19 protein-coding genes, 7 tRNA genes and 1 other annotated feature are annotated in these 15,856 nt (G+C 42.4%); of the genes, 20 read left to right on the top strand and 6 right to left on the bottom strand.

The genetic code is table 11. The features are described from left to right. Positions 1–43 precede the first annotated feature (43 nt). From rpmG to B3L97_RS02795, 16 genes are all read left to right on the top strand, one after another. Positions 44–193, top strand: coding sequence for a 50S ribosomal protein L33 (rpmG, locus tag B3L97_RS02870; RefSeq protein WP_024823028.1), 150 nt, complete (start codon positions 44–46; stop codon positions 191–193). A gap of 21 nt (positions 194–214) precedes the next feature. Continuing rightward, a tRNA-Trp gene (locus tag B3L97_RS02865) sits at positions 215–290 on the top strand. Positions 291–322: 32 nt separating this feature from the next. Further along, positions 323–505 (top strand): preprotein translocase subunit SecE, encoded by a 183-nt coding sequence (gene secE, locus B3L97_RS02860; protein ID WP_024823027.1) that lies wholly within the window; start codon positions 323–325, stop codon positions 503–505. Between the two features lie 84 nt (positions 506–589). Beyond that, positions 590–1,132: a transcription termination/antitermination protein NusG gene (gene nusG / locus B3L97_RS02855; RefSeq protein ID WP_024823026.1), complete on the top strand. Its 543-nt coding sequence runs from the start codon at positions 590–592 to the stop codon at positions 1,130–1,132. Between the two features lie 89 nt (positions 1,133–1,221). Next, the gene (rplK, locus tag B3L97_RS02850; RefSeq protein ID WP_024823025.1) at positions 1,222–1,647 is read left to right on the top strand and encodes a 50S ribosomal protein L11; all 426 of its coding nucleotides are present in this window, start codon (positions 1,222–1,224) and stop codon (positions 1,645–1,647) included. 66 nt (positions 1,648–1,713) lie between these two features. Next, complete coding sequence (gene rplA / locus B3L97_RS02845) at positions 1,714–2,427, top strand: 50S ribosomal protein L1 (RefSeq protein ID WP_024823024.1); 714 nt, start codon at positions 1,714–1,716, stop codon at positions 2,425–2,427. A 15-nt stretch (positions 2,428–2,442) separates the two neighbouring features. Continuing rightward, positions 2,443–2,622, top strand: a sequence feature (ribosomal protein L10 leader region). Positions 2,623–2,632: 10 nt separating this feature from the next. Continuing rightward, positions 2,633–3,163, top strand: a complete 531-nt coding sequence (gene rplJ, locus B3L97_RS02840; protein ID WP_024823023.1) for a 50S ribosomal protein L10 — start codon at positions 2,633–2,635, stop codon at positions 3,161–3,163. A 92-nt stretch (positions 3,164–3,255) separates the two neighbouring features. After that, positions 3,256–3,636, top strand: coding sequence for a 50S ribosomal protein L7/L12 (gene rplL, locus B3L97_RS02835; protein ID WP_024823022.1), 381 nt, complete (start codon positions 3,256–3,258; stop codon positions 3,634–3,636). 131 nt (positions 3,637–3,767) lie between these two features. Further along, on the top strand, positions 3,768–4,466 hold the full coding sequence (gene nfi, locus B3L97_RS02830) for a deoxyribonuclease V (RefSeq protein WP_024823021.1): 699 nt from the start codon (positions 3,768–3,770) through the stop codon (positions 4,464–4,466). After that, the gene (locus tag B3L97_RS02825) at positions 4,456–5,298 is read left to right on the top strand and encodes an amidohydrolase family protein (RefSeq protein WP_024823020.1); all 843 of its coding nucleotides are present in this window, start codon (positions 4,456–4,458) and stop codon (positions 5,296–5,298) included. Before nfi ends, B3L97_RS02825 begins: the two co-directional genes overlap by 11 nt. A 53-nt stretch (positions 5,299–5,351) precedes the next feature. Continuing rightward, positions 5,352–5,426: transfer RNA gene (locus B3L97_RS02820), tRNA-Val, on the top strand. A gap of 36 nt (positions 5,427–5,462) precedes the next feature. Continuing rightward, positions 5,463–5,539, top strand: a tRNA-Asp gene (locus tag B3L97_RS02815). 23 nt (positions 5,540–5,562) lie between these two features. Next, positions 5,563–5,638, top strand: a tRNA-Phe gene (locus B3L97_RS02810). A 14-nt stretch (positions 5,639–5,652) separates the two neighbouring features. Further along, positions 5,653–5,727 (top strand) — tRNA-Gly (locus B3L97_RS02805). A gap of 16 nt (positions 5,728–5,743) precedes the next feature. Continuing rightward, a tRNA-Cys gene (locus B3L97_RS02800) sits at positions 5,744–5,817 on the top strand. 32 nt (positions 5,818–5,849) lie between these two features. Next, positions 5,850–5,925 (top strand) — tRNA-Asn (locus B3L97_RS02795). Between the two features lie 319 nt (positions 5,926–6,244). Here B3L97_RS02795 and B3L97_RS02790 read toward each other — a convergent pair. The 6 genes from B3L97_RS02790 to B3L97_RS02765 all read right to left on the bottom strand — a co-directional run bounded on the left by B3L97_RS02790 (position 6,245) and on the right by B3L97_RS02765 (position 10,907). Further along, a complete protein-coding gene (locus B3L97_RS02790) occupies positions 6,245–6,439 on the bottom strand; it encodes a YwbE family protein (protein WP_024823019.1) in 195 nt (64 codons plus the stop codon). 35 nt (positions 6,440–6,474) lie between these two features. After that, complete coding sequence (locus B3L97_RS02785) at positions 6,475–7,407, bottom strand: DMT family transporter (RefSeq protein WP_024823018.1); 933 nt, start codon at positions 7,405–7,407, stop codon at positions 6,475–6,477. Positions 7,408–7,652: 245 nt separating this feature from the next. After that, on the bottom strand, positions 7,653–8,003 hold the full coding sequence (locus B3L97_RS02780; RefSeq protein WP_024823017.1) for a hypothetical protein: 351 nt from the start codon (positions 8,001–8,003) through the stop codon (positions 7,653–7,655). Then, positions 8,000–9,274 (bottom strand): DUF1576 domain-containing protein, encoded by a 1,275-nt coding sequence (locus B3L97_RS02775; protein WP_286846461.1) that lies wholly within the window; start codon positions 9,272–9,274, stop codon positions 8,000–8,002. The genes B3L97_RS02780 and B3L97_RS02775 overlap by 4 nt, the downstream gene beginning before the upstream one ends. Positions 9,275–9,322: 48 nt before the next feature. Further along, positions 9,323–9,628 carry an MTH1187 family thiamine-binding protein gene (locus B3L97_RS02770; RefSeq protein WP_286846458.1) on the bottom strand — a complete coding sequence of 102 codons (306 nt, stop codon included), beginning with the start codon at positions 9,626–9,628 and terminating at the stop codon, positions 9,323–9,325. A 31-nt stretch (positions 9,629–9,659) separates the two neighbouring features. After that, entirely contained in the window at positions 9,660–10,907 is a 1,248-nt protein-coding gene (locus tag B3L97_RS02765; protein WP_286933776.1) for a B12-binding domain-containing radical SAM protein, read from the bottom strand. Positions 10,908–11,057: 150 nt separating this feature from the next. On the opposite strand from B3L97_RS02765, the gene B3L97_RS02760 reads away from it, so the two are divergent. From B3L97_RS02760 to B3L97_RS02745, 4 genes are read left to right on the top strand one after another with little or no spacing between them, the layout of a single operon-like run. After that, positions 11,058–12,311, top strand: coding sequence for an HDOD domain-containing protein (locus B3L97_RS02760; RefSeq protein WP_286846454.1), 1,254 nt, complete (start codon positions 11,058–11,060; stop codon positions 12,309–12,311). A 17-nt stretch (positions 12,312–12,328) separates the two neighbouring features. Next, complete coding sequence (locus B3L97_RS02755) at positions 12,329–14,434, top strand: GAF domain-containing hybrid sensor histidine kinase/response regulator (RefSeq protein ID WP_286933772.1); 2,106 nt, start codon at positions 12,329–12,331, stop codon at positions 14,432–14,434. A gap of 21 nt (positions 14,435–14,455) precedes the next feature. Further along, entirely contained in the window at positions 14,456–15,337 is an 882-nt protein-coding gene (locus tag B3L97_RS02750; protein WP_286933767.1) for a GGDEF domain-containing response regulator, read from the top strand. 27 nt (positions 15,338–15,364) lie between these two features. After that, positions 15,365–15,817 carry a hypothetical protein gene (locus B3L97_RS02745; RefSeq protein ID WP_286846449.1) on the top strand — a complete coding sequence of 151 codons (453 nt, stop codon included), beginning with the start codon at positions 15,365–15,367 and terminating at the stop codon, positions 15,815–15,817. Positions 15,818–15,856: the final 39 nt, after the last annotated feature.

Here is a 15,856-nt window from a genome sequence, read left to right as displayed (position 1 = left end):
TTGTAACTGAAATTCTTGGGTAATTGGGAAGAAGGGAATTTTTATGGCAGATATTGTAGGTTTGCAGTGCACTGAGTGTAAGCAGAGAAATTACACGACCACAGTGAATAAGAAAAAACAATCAAAGAAACTGGAACTTAACAAATATTGCAAGTGGTGCGATAAACACACCTTGCATAAAGAAACTAAGTAGTGTAGAATATACGCTGCTCGCAGGTCCGTAGCTCAATTGGCAGAGCACTGGTCTCCAAAACCGGGGGTTGCAGGTTCGAGTCCTGCCGGGCCTGCCATTTTTTTTGTTTAAAGATAGGAGGCCGAGGTTATGGAAAAAATCCTCAGCTTCGTGCGTGAAGCAAGAGCCGAGCTTAAGAAAGTAACGTGGCCAGGGAAGAAACAGGTGTGGTATTCAACTCTGGTAGTAATAGTATTTACCCTTTTTGTTGCTGCATATCTCGGCGTTATTGATTTAGCGTTAACGGGTCTTTTGTCGAGGCTTATTGGTTAGTGATACCAGTAAGAATGCTACGCCACAAGTAACGTAAATAGAAAGCAGGGAGGTGAGGGGGCCCGTCCGACCCCCCATTGTGTGATGGAAAGTAATGTTGAGCGGCGCTGGTATATCGTTCAGACTTATGCTGGGTACGAAAACAGGGTTAAAGCTAATCTCGAGCAGAGAATAGCGACGATGGGTATGGATGAAGAGATTTTTAGTGTCCTAGTCCCGGTGGAAGAGCGTGTTTTCGTAAAAGATGGCAAAAGTAAAAAAGTGACACGGAAACTTTATCCGAGCTATGTGCTTGTGGAGATGAAGCTGAACGATCAATCTTGGTATGTCGTCCGCCATACTCCTGGTGTTACAGGTTTTGTTGGAGCAGGAAATCACCCTATTCCTCTTTCTGAAAAAGAAGTAAAAGAAATTATGAGCAAGATTGGGAAGGATCAAGCTAAACCTAAGATTGAGATGAACCTTAAAATTGGGGATATTGTAAAGGTGAAGAGCGGTCCTTTTGAAGGGCAAGTAGGCCCTGTAGTGGAGATTGTTCCTGAAAAAGGGAAGGTAAAATTTACAGTGACGGTCTTTGGACGGGAGACTGTCGTGGAAACTGACTATATGGAGCTGGAGAAGCTCTAAGTATATATAGAACCTAAAGCGGGCGCTCTTCTAACTCTTTGTTTAAAAGGCGGAGGAGAGCTTTGCAGTAACGAGAGGAGATAGCGGTAATGGCAAAGAAAGTAGTTGCGCAGATCAAGTTGCAGTTGCCTGCAGGTAAGGCCACCCCGGCTCCCCCTGTAGGGCCGGCTCTTGGTCAGCATGGCGTGAATATTATGGAGTTTTGTAAGCAGTTTAACGCCAAAACTTCAGATCAGGCAGGGATGATTATCCCGGCTATTTTGACGGTATATGCTGACAGGAGTTTCACTTTTATCCTTAAAACTCCCCCTGCAAGTGTTTTGTTGAAGAAGGCTGCGGGGATTGAACGGGCGTCTGGTGAGCCCGATAAGGTAAAGGTGGCAAAGGTGAGCCGCGATAAGGTGAGAGAGATAGCTGAGCTTAAAAAAGCAGATTTGAATGCCAATGATGTGGATGCGGCTATGCGCATGGTAGAAGGCACAGCTCGTTCAATGGGGATTGAAATCGTCGGCTAGTTTTTTTGTTTAGCGATTGTGGCAGGGTCGGCCAGACCCGCTATGACCACGAGGAGGGACTTTAAAATGGCAAAAAGAGGTAAACGTTATTTAGCTATAAGGGAAAAAGTAGACAGCACGAAACTGTACGGATTGCGAGAGGCCATCGATCTTTTTAAAGAAGTTTCTACTGCGAAGTTTGATGAAAGCCTCGAAGTTCATATCCGTCTCGGCGTCGATCCCCGCCATGCAGACCAGCAAGTTCGTGGGACGGTAATTTTACCCCATGGTACGGGAGTTACTAAAAGAGTGCTGGTTCTTGCTGCCGGAGAAAAGGTTAAGGAAGCTGAAGAGGCAGGCGCGGACTTTGTCGGCGGAGATGATTTGATTCAGAAGATTAGTACAGGTTGGCTTGATTTCGACGCGGTAATTGCTACTCCAGATATGATGAAAAATGTAGGTCGCTTGGGGAAAATTTTAGGGCCACGGGGTCTAATGCCAAGTGCTAAGACGGGTACAGTAACCTTCGATATAGCTGATGCCGTGAAAGAAATTAAGGCTGGTCGTGTGGAGTTCCGTGTTGATAAGGCTGCTATAATTCATAATATGGTAGGGAAGAAGAGCTTCGAGGCTCAACAGCTGTATGAGAATGTAAAGGCTTTGTATCAGACGATTGTAAAGGCTCGCCCTGCTTCAGTGAAAGGTACCTATGTAAAGAGCTTTTATATCGCCCCTACTATGGGTGTTGGCATAAAGATAGATCCTATAGCTGCTGCGAAAGAAATAGCTGCGGAAGCATAAGAAAACTACAATTAAATAAGATATTTTGACAAGCCTAAGACAGTGGGCGCGCTTCAAGCGTCTAATGGAGTAATCCACCCACCGAGGTTTGGAGGTTACATGCCAAGGATAAGTGTTATCTTTGAAAGATACGTTATCTTTTGTAATGTTAGAATCTCCCGACCTAGATGGGGCGGGAGATTTTTTTTGAAGAGGAGGTGAACACATGCCTGCAAAAGTTAAGTATGATTTAGTTGATGAGTTGAAAGAAATGCTCAACAAGACCGAAGCAGTTTTTGTGGCAGAGTACAGAGGTCTTACTGTAGCTCAGATTACAGATCTTCGCGCTAAAGTCAGAGCAGCTGACGGCGAAATGAAGGTAGCTAAAAATACCCTCATGAAAATTGCTCTTCGAGAAGAAGAGATGCCTGTTCCAGAAGATATTATGGCTGGCCCTAACGTTTATACTATGGCTTACAGCGATCCTGTTGCTGTCGCAAAGGTGTTTAAAGACTTTGCTAAAGATAAAGCGAATAAGGCTTTTATCTTAAAGGGTGGAGTTTTGGGCGATTCTATTTTAAATGTAGCCCAGGTCGAAGCTTTGGCAGATCTCCCATCGAAGGAAGTGCTTGTTGCTCAGGTGGTTCGCACCATCGCAGCTCCTTTGTCTGGCCTTGTTACAGTTCTTTCCGGCCCGATCAGAGGGTTGGCCACATGCCTCTCTCAGATCAAGGAGAAGAAAGAGCAGGCTGCCTAATAAGGGTAGCGTAATACCCCATTGGGAATGGGTATGTTAAAAATGAATATAAACTAAATTTGAAGAGTTTTGATTAAGGAGGAACAATAGAAATGACCCACGAAGAGATCATTCAGGCTATTGAAGGTATGACGGTATTAGAGCTTTCTGAGCTCGTAAAGGCTCTTGAGGATAAGTTTGGAGTTTCTGCTTCTGCTCCTGCCATGGCTATGCCCATGATGATGCCAGGCGCCGCCCCTGCAGCTGCTGCAGAGGAAGAGAAGACCGAGTTTGATGTAGTTTTGAAGGGTGCTGGCTCTAACAAGATTGCTACAATTAAGGTTGTTCGTGAAGTTACAGGCCTTGGCCTGAAAGAGGCTAAAGAGCTTGTAGATAACGCTCCTAAACCTGTAAAGGAAGCTGTAAGCAAGGACGAGGCTGAAGAGCTGAAAAAGAAGTTTGAAGAGGCTGGAGCTGAAGTCGAAGTTAAGTAGAACGTCTGCACATACTGTTAAAAATGATGAGGAGGCTGCCCTTGTACTTAAGAGGCAGCCTCTTTTGTTTTCTAGACGAGAAAACATCAAAAGAGGTATAGTGTAGCTAACTTATAGTTGGGGGCGTATCCTTGAAATTTATTGTGCCTGATTCTTTTCAACATGCGATAGCTGAACAACGACTTCTTGCAGAAAAAGTATCTATCCGCGATGAGCCTTTTCGGCTCACCACAGTGGCGGGAGTAGATGTAGCGTATAGCAGACGAGGCAAAAAAGCATTGGCCATTGCGGGGATTGTTTGCATGGAGTGGGGAACATTCTCTCCTATCTCCTATACATGGGCAATATATCCAGTTTCTTTCCCTTATTTAACGGGTTTACTCTCTTATAGAGAGGTTCCAGCACTTTTTGCCGCTCTTGAGCGCTTGGAATTGAGCCCAGACCTTTGGATGATTGATGGGGCGGGAATAGCCCATCCACGGAGAATAGGTCTTGCTTCTCACTTTGGGGTTCTTACAAATTTTGTGACTATAGGGGTGGCAAAAAGCCACCTTGTTGGCGTTTATGATGATCCTGGGAACGAGAAAGGGAGTCGATCACCATTATTCTATCAAGAAGAGCATGTAGGGTACGTTCTTCGCTCTAGAAATGGAGTGAAACCTCTATTCATAAGCCCTGGCCATCGAATTTCTCTTGAAAAATCGGTAGAGTTAGTTTTGAAAGCGTGTATAAAGTATCGACTTCCCGAACCTACTCGTGCGGCTCATCAATTTGTTACGCAAATACGTCGGAAGATAGCGGAGGAAGGATGGAAAAATGATGATTATTGATACGCATGTTCACGTTTATCCACCAGATGTAATACAGGATTTCGAGAAAATATCTGAAAGAGAAGATTACTTCGGACTCCTTTCCCATGGAAAGGTTCATAAGTGGGCAACGATAGAAGATGTAATTGTTCAAATGGACGAGGACGATATAGATCAATCGTGGATATTCGGTTTTGCTTTTAAGGATTTGGAGTTATGCCGTCATTGTAATAATTACGTTATTGAAGGTATCAAAAAATATCCTGATCGCTTGAAGGGGTTTGCTGTAGTGCCTCCTTTAGCTAGAGGTTCTGAGGAGGAAATACTTCGGTGTGCCGACGAAGGACTTATAGGAGTAGGGGAGCTTTTCCCAGGCGGGCAGCACTTTAACATCGATGATGTTCGGCAGACGTGGCGTTTTGTCGGTGCTTCTCAAGAGGCTGGAATGACTCTTCTTTTTCACACGGCAGAACCTGTTGGCCATGATTATCCTGGGAAGGGAAATGTAGGGCCTAAAGAAGCCGCTCAATTTTGTATAAACCATCCAGAAGCAAAAGTTATTTTTGCTCACTTTGGCGGCGGACTTTGGCTTTATGAATTGATGCCGGAAATGAAGAAATACCTTCAAAATGCCAGATATGATACGGCAGCCCTTCCATGGCTCTATCAACCACAAATTTTTCAAGCCATAATAGGTGCGGGAATATTAGAGAAAATGTTTTATGGGTCAGATTTCCCAATTCTCTCTTTTGAGAGGTATAAAAAGATTTTTAATCAGATATTTGGAGAGAAAGAGGGGGTAGATAATCTATTAGGAGAAAATGCAGCAAAATTCCTTTTGTCAAGGTGTTGACATATTCTGCAGTCATAGATATACTATCCTTCGCGTTGGTTGAGCGGTGAACGGGGCGGATAGTTCAGCGGAAGAACACTTGCCTTACACGCAAGGGGTCACAGGTTCGAACCCTGTTCCGCCCACCAAAACCAAACCCAGGACTTTGAGTGAAAGATTGTGGTGGGGTCGTAGCTCAGTTGGTTAGAGCGTCGGCCTGTCACGCCGAAGGTCGCGAGTTCGAGTCTCGTCGGCCCCGCCATTTTTTATCTTTGATAGGGACAAGGCGGGATAGCTCAGTAGGTAGAGCAGCGGACTGAAAATCCGCGTGTCCCCAGTTCGATTCTGGGTCCCGCCACCACTTACCGTCAACATGCGGAAGTAGCTCAGGGGTAGAGCACAACCTTGCCAAGGTTGGGGTCGCGGGTTCAAATCCCGTCTTCCGCTCCAAAGACTTTTCAATGGTGGCGGCATAGCCAAGTGGTAAGGCAGAGGACTGCAAATCCTTTATCCCCGGTTCGAATCCGGGTGCCGCCTCCATAATATATTTTGGCAGTTTAATATAATGACATTCCTCGGTAGCTCAATCGGCAGAGCGGGTGGCTGTTAACCACTAGGTTGCAGGTTCGAGTCCTGCCCGAGGAGCCAGATAATTCAAAGCCATTTCGGGTTTCCCGAAATGGCTTTTTTGTTTTATCATCGTAAAAAAGCAAGTCTGTTTATTGGACAATCCCAAGCAGAATTTTTAGATAAAGATTAAACTCTCAAAAGTTTTAGAACTCCTATATGCTTCTTGGCCAATAGATTAGATAAGAAGCATTCTCGGTATTCTTATAGAGTTGTTGAAGTGTTTTGTCGAGATTGCTGTTTATAGTGGCTTTGCTCATACTATCGGATAGCTTGGCAGCCTCTAGGTGAGCTATATAAAACAAGCCGTTTCGGGAACCCGAAAAACGGCTTGTTTACCTTACTCCAATATCTCCTGAACTCTTCCTACAATGCCACTTTCTAGGCGAACCTTTATCCCGTGGGGATGCGTCGGGCTTTTTGTGAGGAGATCTTTAACGATACCTTCAGTTAGCTGTCCCGTTCTTTGATGCTGCTTTTGAACGATTTTAACTCGAAGGCCCGGTGTTATATTTTTTCGTATGTTCCCTGACATTTAAAATTCCCCCCGCTGCTTATTTCTCCATGCATCTAGTTATTATGGCACTTTTTGACACGAGGAACAGAGCGACAAGTTGAATAAGAGTTGAGGTATATTCCAGCTAAAATCAACATGCCGCTGATAATCTTCACAGCAGAGAGACTTTCTCTTAAGAAGACCATTCCAAGCAGAACGGAAAGAAAAGGAGTTAGGTTTAAGAAAGCAGCAGATTTACTTGCTCCTATACTTTTTATGGAAATTTGTTGAAAGATATAACCTAGGGCAGATGCAAATATTCCAAGATATAAAATGGAGAGCCACCCTTTATATGTAGGGGTAACTTGAAAATCGAAAGCACCAGTTACCAACAAAAATGGAATAGTGATAATAAGAGAGAAAAGATTTTCGTAGCTCACCATAGTTATTGGAGGATAATTGTTGGCGACCTTTCTGCTTATGATTGTAAAAATGGCCAAGGCAAAAGAAGCTCCAACTTCATAAAAATCTCCAATGTTGAAGTCCATATGAAGTAGGGCGTGTATGTCCCCGTTTGTAATGAGAAAAACGACACCTGAAAGAGCTATTATCAAAGCACATATATTTTTAAGCCCTAAAGGTTCTTTAAGAAAGACAAAGGCCAGAATAGCTGTCATGAACGGTGTTGTAGCAAAAATAATCGCGGCATTTGTTACAGATGTGTAGAGTAACGCAAGAAAAAAGAAAAAGTTATTTGCAAAAACGCCTGTAAAACCAAGAAGGAACAGTATTGGAATGTCATGTGTTGATATTTTCCATTCTCCTTTTTTTCGCAAAGCAATGACGATAAAGATAAAAATAGAAGCTATAAGAAAACGGAAAAAAAGCAGATGTAAAGGTATAAATTCATCAACACCTAATTTGCCGCAGATATATGCTCCAGCCCATAATAATGTAGTGCTTAACATGGGTAGATATACTCCATAGTCCTTTATAAGATGATTCATATACGCTTTCCTCCCGCGATTTTGCTTATATTTAAGCAAAACATTCCGACAGTATAAGCGTTTTAGGCAAGGAGTCAATAGGTTTTACCAAGGCCCAGCATTAGAAGATATTTCTTCAAGGTTTTCTCTTTTGAAACCGAGTTCTTTACAAATAACTTCATTGTGTGGTTTAGGTTGGAGAGTAGAAGAACCGCCATAATCGCTTCCAAACAAGACATTGTAAAAATAGAGCGGCATACGCCGCTCTATTTTTTTCGAACTAAGTGAATAGATAAGAGTTTTTTCTTCGGATCTCTTGATATCGTCACTTCATCAGTCATAATGCCTACTAGATGTAATTCTGCATCTGTATCTCTCTCGCTCGAAAGACTCCAGTACATTTCTTCCAACTCATAATTCCGAGGTTGACAGAGAAGATTTTTCATTCTTTGTAACCGCTCTTCTGATAGATCTTGAAATACCCCTGTTATGTGAATGAGAAAAGCATCTGGATCCTCACAAATATGAAGATTAATATTGTTACAACCTAGAAAAGTGAGAAAATCATTAATGAGTTCCCCTGCCATTTTTGTCACTCGAATTCGTTCCTGTTTCATGATCTCTTACCACCTCCGGCAAAGGCTTCGATTAACGGCAACAGTACGGCAGCTACTAGCCCTCCAGAAAATCCATTATTGTAAAGGTTAAATCCTGCGTGGAGCATTCCTACATTCAAAACCACAGAAGAATGGATAAAACCCGCAAGTACTCCATATTTCCATCCAAATTCCCCTGTAATAGGTGCGAGAGTTGTTCCAAACAAAGCGGCTAATTGAATGGGCGGAGCGGCGAGGCTCCATTTTTTCGTTATGGCTCCTAGTGCTATTCCTAAAATAATGGGGATGGTATTTCTTGGATGTTTCCCAAAGGCACTAAATCCGACTACAGTTAAGATGCCACCTATGGTAGGCCCATTAAGATCTCCACCTATAACAAGAATATAAAAGGTGGCTAGAAGTCCCATAGCCCCCATGTTCATTAAGGTAGCACCCCATCCTTCTAAAATAACAAAGTCAGACACGGCACGTCCACTATAAGCCATTACCCACTTTATCTTACTCCACCTGTCAAGGGTGAAAGCGGTACAAATCATGATAATAAAAATGGCGATGAAAAATGTCCCTAAAAGCTTGTTATTACCAGTAGTCCAGATCATCCGGGTCTCCACTAAAAGCCCGTAAGAACGGAGAATAGATACATAGACTGTCCCTAAAACACCTGTTACAAATCCTACATTGTAAAGGTTGTATCCTTGATGGAAACGCAAAAAAGCAGAAACGAGGGGAGGAAGCATCATTCCTACAGAAATTCCTAAAATAAAGCTTGCTAATGGGCGCAATAAAAGAGGTAAAAGGGAGCTGAAAAGTAGGTGGCTGACAAGAGGGGCTAAAGCCGTTCCAAAAAGAGCGATATAAATGTACCGTGAGAAATGTTCTTTTTGGTAGAGAGAGTAGAAATAAACTCCTAACACTATGGGCCAAACGTTCAAGATGTTTTTCCCAAATAGAGCAAAACCAGAAACTGTTAAAAGAGAAGAGATAGAGATGCCGGTAATGTTGATTTTGAAAAAGAACAGAAGAGCCGTCATAAGGAAAGTAAGAAGACCACTATTAAAAAAAGCAGCACCAATGTCACCGATTCCTATATAGTCGCTAATAAGATAATCTGGGTCTTGTATAATAGCGCAGATGCCTTTTAGCAATATGGCAGGGGACGATGACATAACTATACCAAAAATCATAAACAAGCAACAGAAAACGCATAAACCAATGTAAGGGCCGTAGCGAATGGGTTGAAGGGGGCCCTTTTTCTTTATAATTTTGAACAACGCACATCTCCTCCATTTCTATCTTTATTGTTATGGGGTGAAGATGTGCTACTTTAATTTTTGCTTTACCGACGCTATTTTCCCCTCCATAGACAGGTCTTTATCCCGACGTTCATCGATTTTTAGTGATGTAGATACTCGAAGAGCCCCTTTATGAAAAGGTACTTCGTGCGCTGCTTTTACGGCTTTTAATACCTCGTCTAGATCGCCTTCAAGAATGGTCCCCATGGGAGTAAGCTCCTGTTTTAAGTTAAATGTGGCAAGAACTCTTTCTACATTGGCAACATAACTGCTAACACTAGGGGAGCCTGTCCCTAATGGTACAACTACTAACTCCGCTATTACTTTCCCCATTTTCCCACCTTCTTTTTATTTTATATTATATCTAAGCCCCCTTGTGAGCCAGGTTCTTTAGCTGTTGCAACTCTTCAGGAGCGATGTCTTCTGAAACATATCCACAGTAAGCGGTATTATTTTGATAGAGAGGCTCCTCTTTTAATAAGGGAAACTTTTTTGCGCAGTCTTCAAACATGACTGTTCCAGGAATAGGCGAATATTCTGCAGTTTTTACAGTGGCCCCTAAAGAACGAACAAAGGAAATAGCATTGTAAACACTTTGATAGCTTTGTTCTGGTAGCCCAATGAGAATATATGTTTCTATGTCGTGATGAGTATAGCCAGCCTTTAATAAATTTCCCACAGCTTTGACGTATTGATGGTCTGATACCTTACTGGAGCTAGCCTGTTGTATTACAGGATCCGTGCTTTCTAAGCTGAGGCGGATGGTTTTGAATCCAGTTTCACGTAGATAATGAGCGCATGTTTCGTCAATTTCTCGAACATGAAGACCATTGGGGGTATGGTAATGTAGATGATGAAAGTTTTTCTGCAATTCATTGCAGAGAGGGTAGAAATGCCGTTCTTTATTTATTAAGAGAGCATCATCATAAAAAGCCATGTCCTTTACACTGGAAATGCCATCTTGAAAGGTAATTTCCCGCATAATTTCTTTAAGTGAACGCTGTCGATATGTGGGCCAAAGTTTTTTTGATGCGCAGTATTCACAATGCAAAGGGCATCCTCTTGAAGTCATTATTATTCCATATTCAGGTTCTTCATAGAGATCAAGTGCAGGAAAAGGGCTCTCAAGGAGGAATGGTTCTGTTTGTACCCCATCGGCGCCAAGTGTTTGAGCATGTTCAGGACAAAGTTGGGCGTAAATTCCTCCTAACAATATTGGTGTGTGAGGGAAGAACTTTTTAAGTCTGTCAATGCACCATTTTACGCCGAGATACCAATAGGTCATTCCGGATGTGAGAAGAATTAAATCGGGCTGTTGTATTTGAGAAAGCTTCTCTTCGAATGCTTCTTCTGTTATCCCAAAATGATAATATTTTCGTGGAATATGTTGATAAGGGGTGGGCTTTTTTATTTGCTTTCGTTGTGGTTTATAGCGGCCAAAACCTTTCGGCTTGTCGCGTCCTTCATAGATACAATCAAGAAGAGAAACATTGTTTTCGTGTTTTCTTAAATACTCTAGTATATATAATAACCCCAGCGGCTTAGCCCAAAAATCGAAATAGGCGAAGTCAAATACAGGAGGATTAACTCCGAGAATGTTTTTATGTTTCAAGTTGTTTAGTAATAAAGAGAAGTTATTCATAATATGAGTAGTATAGCAGATAATATATTCACGTGATGTTGGGGTGCATAAGGTACACAATCCTTTTACGCCAATGAGGTATAATAAATAAGAAGGGTGAATGTTAAGGAGAGTCTAACGATGGGGATCGTAAGCGTCGGTAATCTACGAGAAGGAATGGTTCTTAAAAGCGACGTACATGCTCCGAATGGTCGGTTTGTTCTTGGGAAAGGGACATCTCTGAAGGTGCAATATGTTCAGATATTTAAAATTTGGGGAATTACTGAAGTTGATGTAGAGGGTGTTGATGACCACCAAATTCATGAGGAGCAAAAGATAGAAGAATATAAGCAAAAACGCGCAACAGATCTTGTGGAAAAGTATTTCCCTGCAGTAGATTCCCTAGAAGAAGAAATGAAGGAGCTTTATCAACTGTGCGTAAAAAGAATGGCTTTTTTGCTCCCTTCTCGTCTTTTACCAGATGAAGAGAAGCGAGATTTTGCATCGCCTCTACGTTCAGGCTTTTTGCGTACGGAAAGCAAGTTGCCCCTGCCTTCTTTAGACAAGTTGGTTACAGGGGAGATCCGTCTTTTTTCCTTCCCTGATATTTATTTTAAGATTCAAGAGGTTCTGAACTCTCCTGTGAGTTCGGCTACTCATATTGCTAAAGTTGTAAGCACAGATCCCAGCCTGACTGTCCGATTACTGCGCCTTGTGAATAGTTCTTTTTATGGGTTCCCATCTCCTATTCAATCAGTGTCCAGAGCTATTGCGATAGTGGGTGCTAATCAGTTAACATCTCTTGCTCTTGCTGTCTCCACGATAAATGTTTTTAAAAATATACCTTCTTCGTATGTAGATATGAAATCTTTTTGGAAACATTCCATTGCATGTGGTGTTTTTGCAAGACTTCTTGCCTATATGAAACGTCTTCCTTCAGAAGAGCGTTTCTTCCTTGCAGGATTGCTTCATGATATAGGTCGAGTGGTACTTTATACGAAACTTCCTCAATATATGACCCGTGCTATTGAAGAGGCAGAAAGGGAAAAGGTACCCCTGTTAATAACCGAGTGCCGTTGGTTAGGTTTTGATCACGCACAATTGGGAGGACTTCTTCTAAGGGAATGGAATATACCTGAACCTATTCAAATTCTCGTAGCCCATCATCACTCACCTCTGGATGCAGGGGATCATGAAAAAGATGCCGTAATAATATGTGCCGCTGATCTTTTAGCTAATGCTACACGTATAGGGACTAGCGGAAATTATATAGTTCCTCCTTTTTCAAAAGAGATGTGGGAGCTTTTGGGATTATCGAAGGGTATGTTGGAAACGGTTCTGGTGCAAGGAGATCGTCAGATTGCGGAGATTATGAAAATTTTCCTTGTAGCATAGATAAATGGAGAAGTAGAATGGATCCTTATCAAACTATCGAATCTTTAGAACAAAGAATGGGAAATTTATTAGAAGAAAAGAAGGCAGTTCAACAGGTACTGGAAGCTGCCATTAGTTCTGCCGGCTTTACTACGGGGCTAAACCGATCTATGGATGTTGAGATTATCCTGCAGCAAGCTGCCACGCGGGTTCGCCTTTTTGTAAAAGTAAAAACTATCGCCTTTTACCTTTTCTCTGAGGATGGTTTAGATTTCACCTGTTATTATTGTGACCCTCAGGAAAGGTTCCCTTTTATTGAAAAAGAAAAAGATAATCTGATTGAGGACAGGACTGTGGCATGGGTTATTGATAGGAATAGACCTGTTGTCATCCGTTCTTCTGATGACACTTCGTTTCTTCTTTTACACTCCATTATTAATCAAGGGCGAACGTTAGGCTTAATGGTAGCCTTGCTAGATGAAGATCCTTCAGAGATTCTTGATATTTCTTATGCTTTTTTGACGGTGGTTTTGAATTCCATCGCAAACATGCTAAGAGATGCTGAATATTATAGCCTTATCAACAGCCTGAACGAAGAGTTGAATATGAAGGTCAAACGGTTAGAAGAGTCAGAGCATCAGTTGGAGCAGGCAGTGCAGGCGAAAGACCGTTTTTTAGCCAATGTGAGTCATGAAATTCGCACTCCTATGAATGCTATTCTTGGAATGGCTCGTCTATTACTTGACTCTTCTCTTGACGATGAACCGCATGATATGGTTCGAATTATTTTCAAAGAGGCTCAAAATCTTTTGCGTCTCATTAATGACATCCTTGATTTTTCTAAAATAGAAGCAGGGAAAATCGATCTAGAAGAGGTTCCAATTTCTATCTTTAATCTTGTCGAGGACGTTATAAAAAGTATCCGTCCTCTTGCAGAGCGAAAAAGGCTTGAATTGAGAGTTCATGTTCACGAAGATGTTCCATCTGTTTGCGTGGGAGATCCTGGACGCATTCGACAGATTCTTTCCAATTTATTGGGGAATGCGTTAAAATTTACTCATGTCGGGTATGTTTCTCTTGAAGTGCTAGAGCGAACAGAGGCTATTTCGGGTTCTCGCATGCTGTTTTTTAAAGTCTCGGATACAGGTGTGGGAATTCCTGAGGATCAATTCCCGAAGCTTTTTCATTCTTTTACTCAACTTGATCCTTCCACAAGCCGAAAATATGGAGGAACAGGTTTAGGTCTAGCTATAGTAAAAGACCTCGTCGAACTGATGGGTGGTTCAGTAGGGGTAAAAAAACAAGAGAATCATGGCTCGGTTTTTTGGTTTACATTACCGCTAAAAGAAACAAGAGAAAGGCCCGTGAACGATCCTCCCGAAGCAGCAGAAGAGGAGGAAACTTTGTTGTCTCCTCAGCCCGTGATGTTTTCTAAAACGCCTTACGTTCTTGTTGTTGAAGATTCAGAGACGAATAGAAAAGTAGCACTCGGCTTTCTTCGAAAGCTAGGCTGTATGGCTGAGGCTGTTTCTGGCGGGGAAGAAGCTTTGGAGGTTCTTGGACGAAAAGAATATGATCTTATTTTTATGGATATACAAATGCCAGGAATGGATGGTTTAGAGGTGACGCAGGCCATTCGGTCGACAAATCTCTGTGGGAAAAATAATCGAATCCCCATAGTGGCTATGACAGCAAATGCCCAAGGAAGCGAGAAGAAGCGATGTTTGTTGAAAGGGATGGACGGATATCTTACAAAACCCATCATGATGAAAGAGCTTGCGGATATGCTGATAACACAGCTAGAAAAGCCCCTTTTTGTTTTTCAGAAGCAAGAGCTTTTGCAGAGATTGGGTGGAGATGAAGAGCTCTTAAAAGAAATACTTCAGACTTTTCGACAGGATCTTCCTAAGCTTTTTCAGTCTTTGCTGGAATCTGTGGAAAAGGGGGCAATTCGAGAAGTTGCTCGACTTGCCCATACTATTCGAGGAGCAAGCGCTAATGTCGGGGCTACTTCCATAAGCCTTCAGGCAGAGGCTTTGGAAAAAGAAGCAGAATGTATGGGATCAGGGCCCTTCCAAGACGCCCTTCGATCTTTGGAGACGCATATAAAATTATTTATGGAGGCTACGTGTGAAATGGAATAGCCTCCCAAACGAGGGAGAGCAATGAAAGTTCTTGTGGCAGAAGATGATGTTACGTCGAGATTTATGCTCCAGTCTCTTTTGCAAAAATGGGGATATGAAGTTCTAACTGCAGCAGATGGGGATGAAGCTTGGCACATTCTCACTGGTGAGGAAGCGCCGAAACTGGCTATTATTGATTGGCTTATGTCAGGTTTAGAAGGACCAGAGATATGCCGTAGATTGAGAGAGCGTGAACAAACCAAAGGGAACTCTATTTATACGTATTTGATAATGCTTACAGTGCGAGATGAAAAAAAACATATTTTGACAGGTCTTGAAGCTGGAGCGGATGACTATATTACGAAGCCTTTCGATGCTCAGGAGTTGCATCTTCGTGTGGGAGCTGGGAAACGTATAGTTGATTTACAGGAAGCTCTCCGTTTTCATGCCGATCATGATACTCTTACAGGCCTTCTAAACAGGCGGGCGGTTTTTGAGCATTTAGAGATCGAGATAGCCCGGTCTGAAAGAGAGGATCACCCTTTAAGCATCGCTCTTCTTGACCTCGATCATTTTAAACAAGTGAACGATACGTATGGCCACCTTATAGGCGATGAAGTACTTCGAGATGCTTCTTCTCGTATTGTTCAGCAAGTTCGAAGATATGATGTTGTCGGTCGCTATGGCGGGGAGGAATTTCTGCTTATATTGCCGGGAGCCAGTCGAGATGAAGCTTTTAAAATAGCCGAGCGAGTAAGGGAAAAAATTGTAAGTTGTCCCTTTAGCTCTGGGGAAATCTTCCTTTCAGCAAGCCTTGGGGTCGCATTGTATAATAAGGCAAGTTCTGTTGACGAGTTTATTTTTGCTGCTGATACAGCGCTCTATCGAGCTAAAAAGAATGGCCGGAATCAGACAAGTTTCTAGGTGAGAGAACCGAGAGAGGTGAAAAAAATGGTAAAAAATATTTTTAAAGTATTTCTTTGTGCCGTTTTTCTTGTAATGTTGGGAGCTTCAGTAAGTTGGGCGAGCGACTTTTCTGTACTGGAAATCCGAGAGATTGCAGTTAAAGGACATAAATTGCATATTCGGGGAGACGTGGATCTTCCCCAAGGGGCCATGATCCATTTAGCGTTGAATATCCCGGGCCTTGGCGGACCTGGAAACAGTAAAGATGTTAAGGTGCATGTAAATAGCAACCACTTTTTTGTGCAAGTGCGCCTTCCTAAAAAGGGAAGAGAAGGAGATATATGGTCAGGCCTTATCAGAGCTATTTTTAGGCCATCCCAACAAGATGAACATATAAAAAAGAAAGTGGGAAATAAGGGGGAGAATCTGAAAGGTGCCAAGGTAAAAATTGAGAACGGTGAAAAGATTCTTGTGGATATAAAGAATTTCTCTTTTTAACTGGTGCATAGCAAGAATTTCCCTTCCAGCCGGTGCGGG

It is taken from the genome of Aminobacterium sp. UBA4834 (assembly GCF_002400205.1).
Classification (GTDB): domain Bacteria; phylum Synergistota; class Synergistia; order Synergistales; family Aminobacteriaceae; genus Aminobacterium; species Aminobacterium mobile.
The sequence above is the reverse complement of the archived record's forward strand: the minus strand, read 5'-3'. Positions and strand labels throughout refer to the sequence as shown.

Bases quoted from the DNA above. Each gene is read 5' to 3' on its own strand.
- B3L97_RS02750 (WP_286933767.1), top strand. From the start codon at position 14,456: ATGAAAGTTCTTGTGGCAGAAGATGATGTTACGTCGAGATTTATGCTC.
- B3L97_RS02755 (WP_286933772.1), top strand. From the start codon at position 12,329: ATGGATCCTTATCAAACTATCGAATCTTTAGAACAAAGAATGGGAAAT.
- rplA (WP_024823024.1), top strand. From the start codon at position 1,714: ATGGCAAAAAGAGGTAAACGTTATTTAGCTATAAGGGAAAAAGTAGAC.
- B3L97_RS02785 (WP_024823018.1), bottom strand. From the start codon at position 7,407: ATGAATCATCTTATAAAGGACTATGGAGTATATCTACCCATGTTAAGC.
- rplK (WP_024823025.1), top strand. From the start codon at position 1,222: ATGGCAAAGAAAGTAGTTGCGCAGATCAAGTTGCAGTTGCCTGCAGGT.
- secE (WP_024823027.1), top strand. From the start codon at position 323: ATGGAAAAAATCCTCAGCTTCGTGCGTGAAGCAAGAGCCGAGCTTAAG.
- B3L97_RS02770 (WP_286846458.1), bottom strand. From the start codon at position 9,628: ATGGGGAAAGTAATAGCGGAGTTAGTAGTTGTACCATTAGGGACAGGC.
- rplJ (WP_024823023.1), top strand. From the start codon at position 2,633: ATGCCTGCAAAAGTTAAGTATGATTTAGTTGATGAGTTGAAAGAAATG.
- nusG (WP_024823026.1), top strand. From the start codon at position 590: ATGGAAAGTAATGTTGAGCGGCGCTGGTATATCGTTCAGACTTATGCT.
- B3L97_RS02745 (WP_286846449.1), top strand. From the start codon at position 15,365: ATGGTAAAAAATATTTTTAAAGTATTTCTTTGTGCCGTTTTTCTTGTA.
- B3L97_RS02790 (WP_024823019.1), bottom strand. From the start codon at position 6,439: ATGTCAGGGAACATACGAAAAAATATAACACCGGGCCTTCGAGTTAAA.
- B3L97_RS02780 (WP_024823017.1), bottom strand. From the start codon at position 8,003: ATGAAACAGGAACGAATTCGAGTGACAAAAATGGCAGGGGAACTCATT.
- B3L97_RS02825 (WP_024823020.1), top strand. From the start codon at position 4,456: ATGATTATTGATACGCATGTTCACGTTTATCCACCAGATGTAATACAG.
- B3L97_RS02760 (WP_286846454.1), top strand. From the start codon at position 11,058: ATGGGGATCGTAAGCGTCGGTAATCTACGAGAAGGAATGGTTCTTAAA.
- rplL (WP_024823022.1), top strand. From the start codon at position 3,256: ATGACCCACGAAGAGATCATTCAGGCTATTGAAGGTATGACGGTATTA.
- rpmG (WP_024823028.1), top strand. From the start codon at position 44: ATGGCAGATATTGTAGGTTTGCAGTGCACTGAGTGTAAGCAGAGAAAT.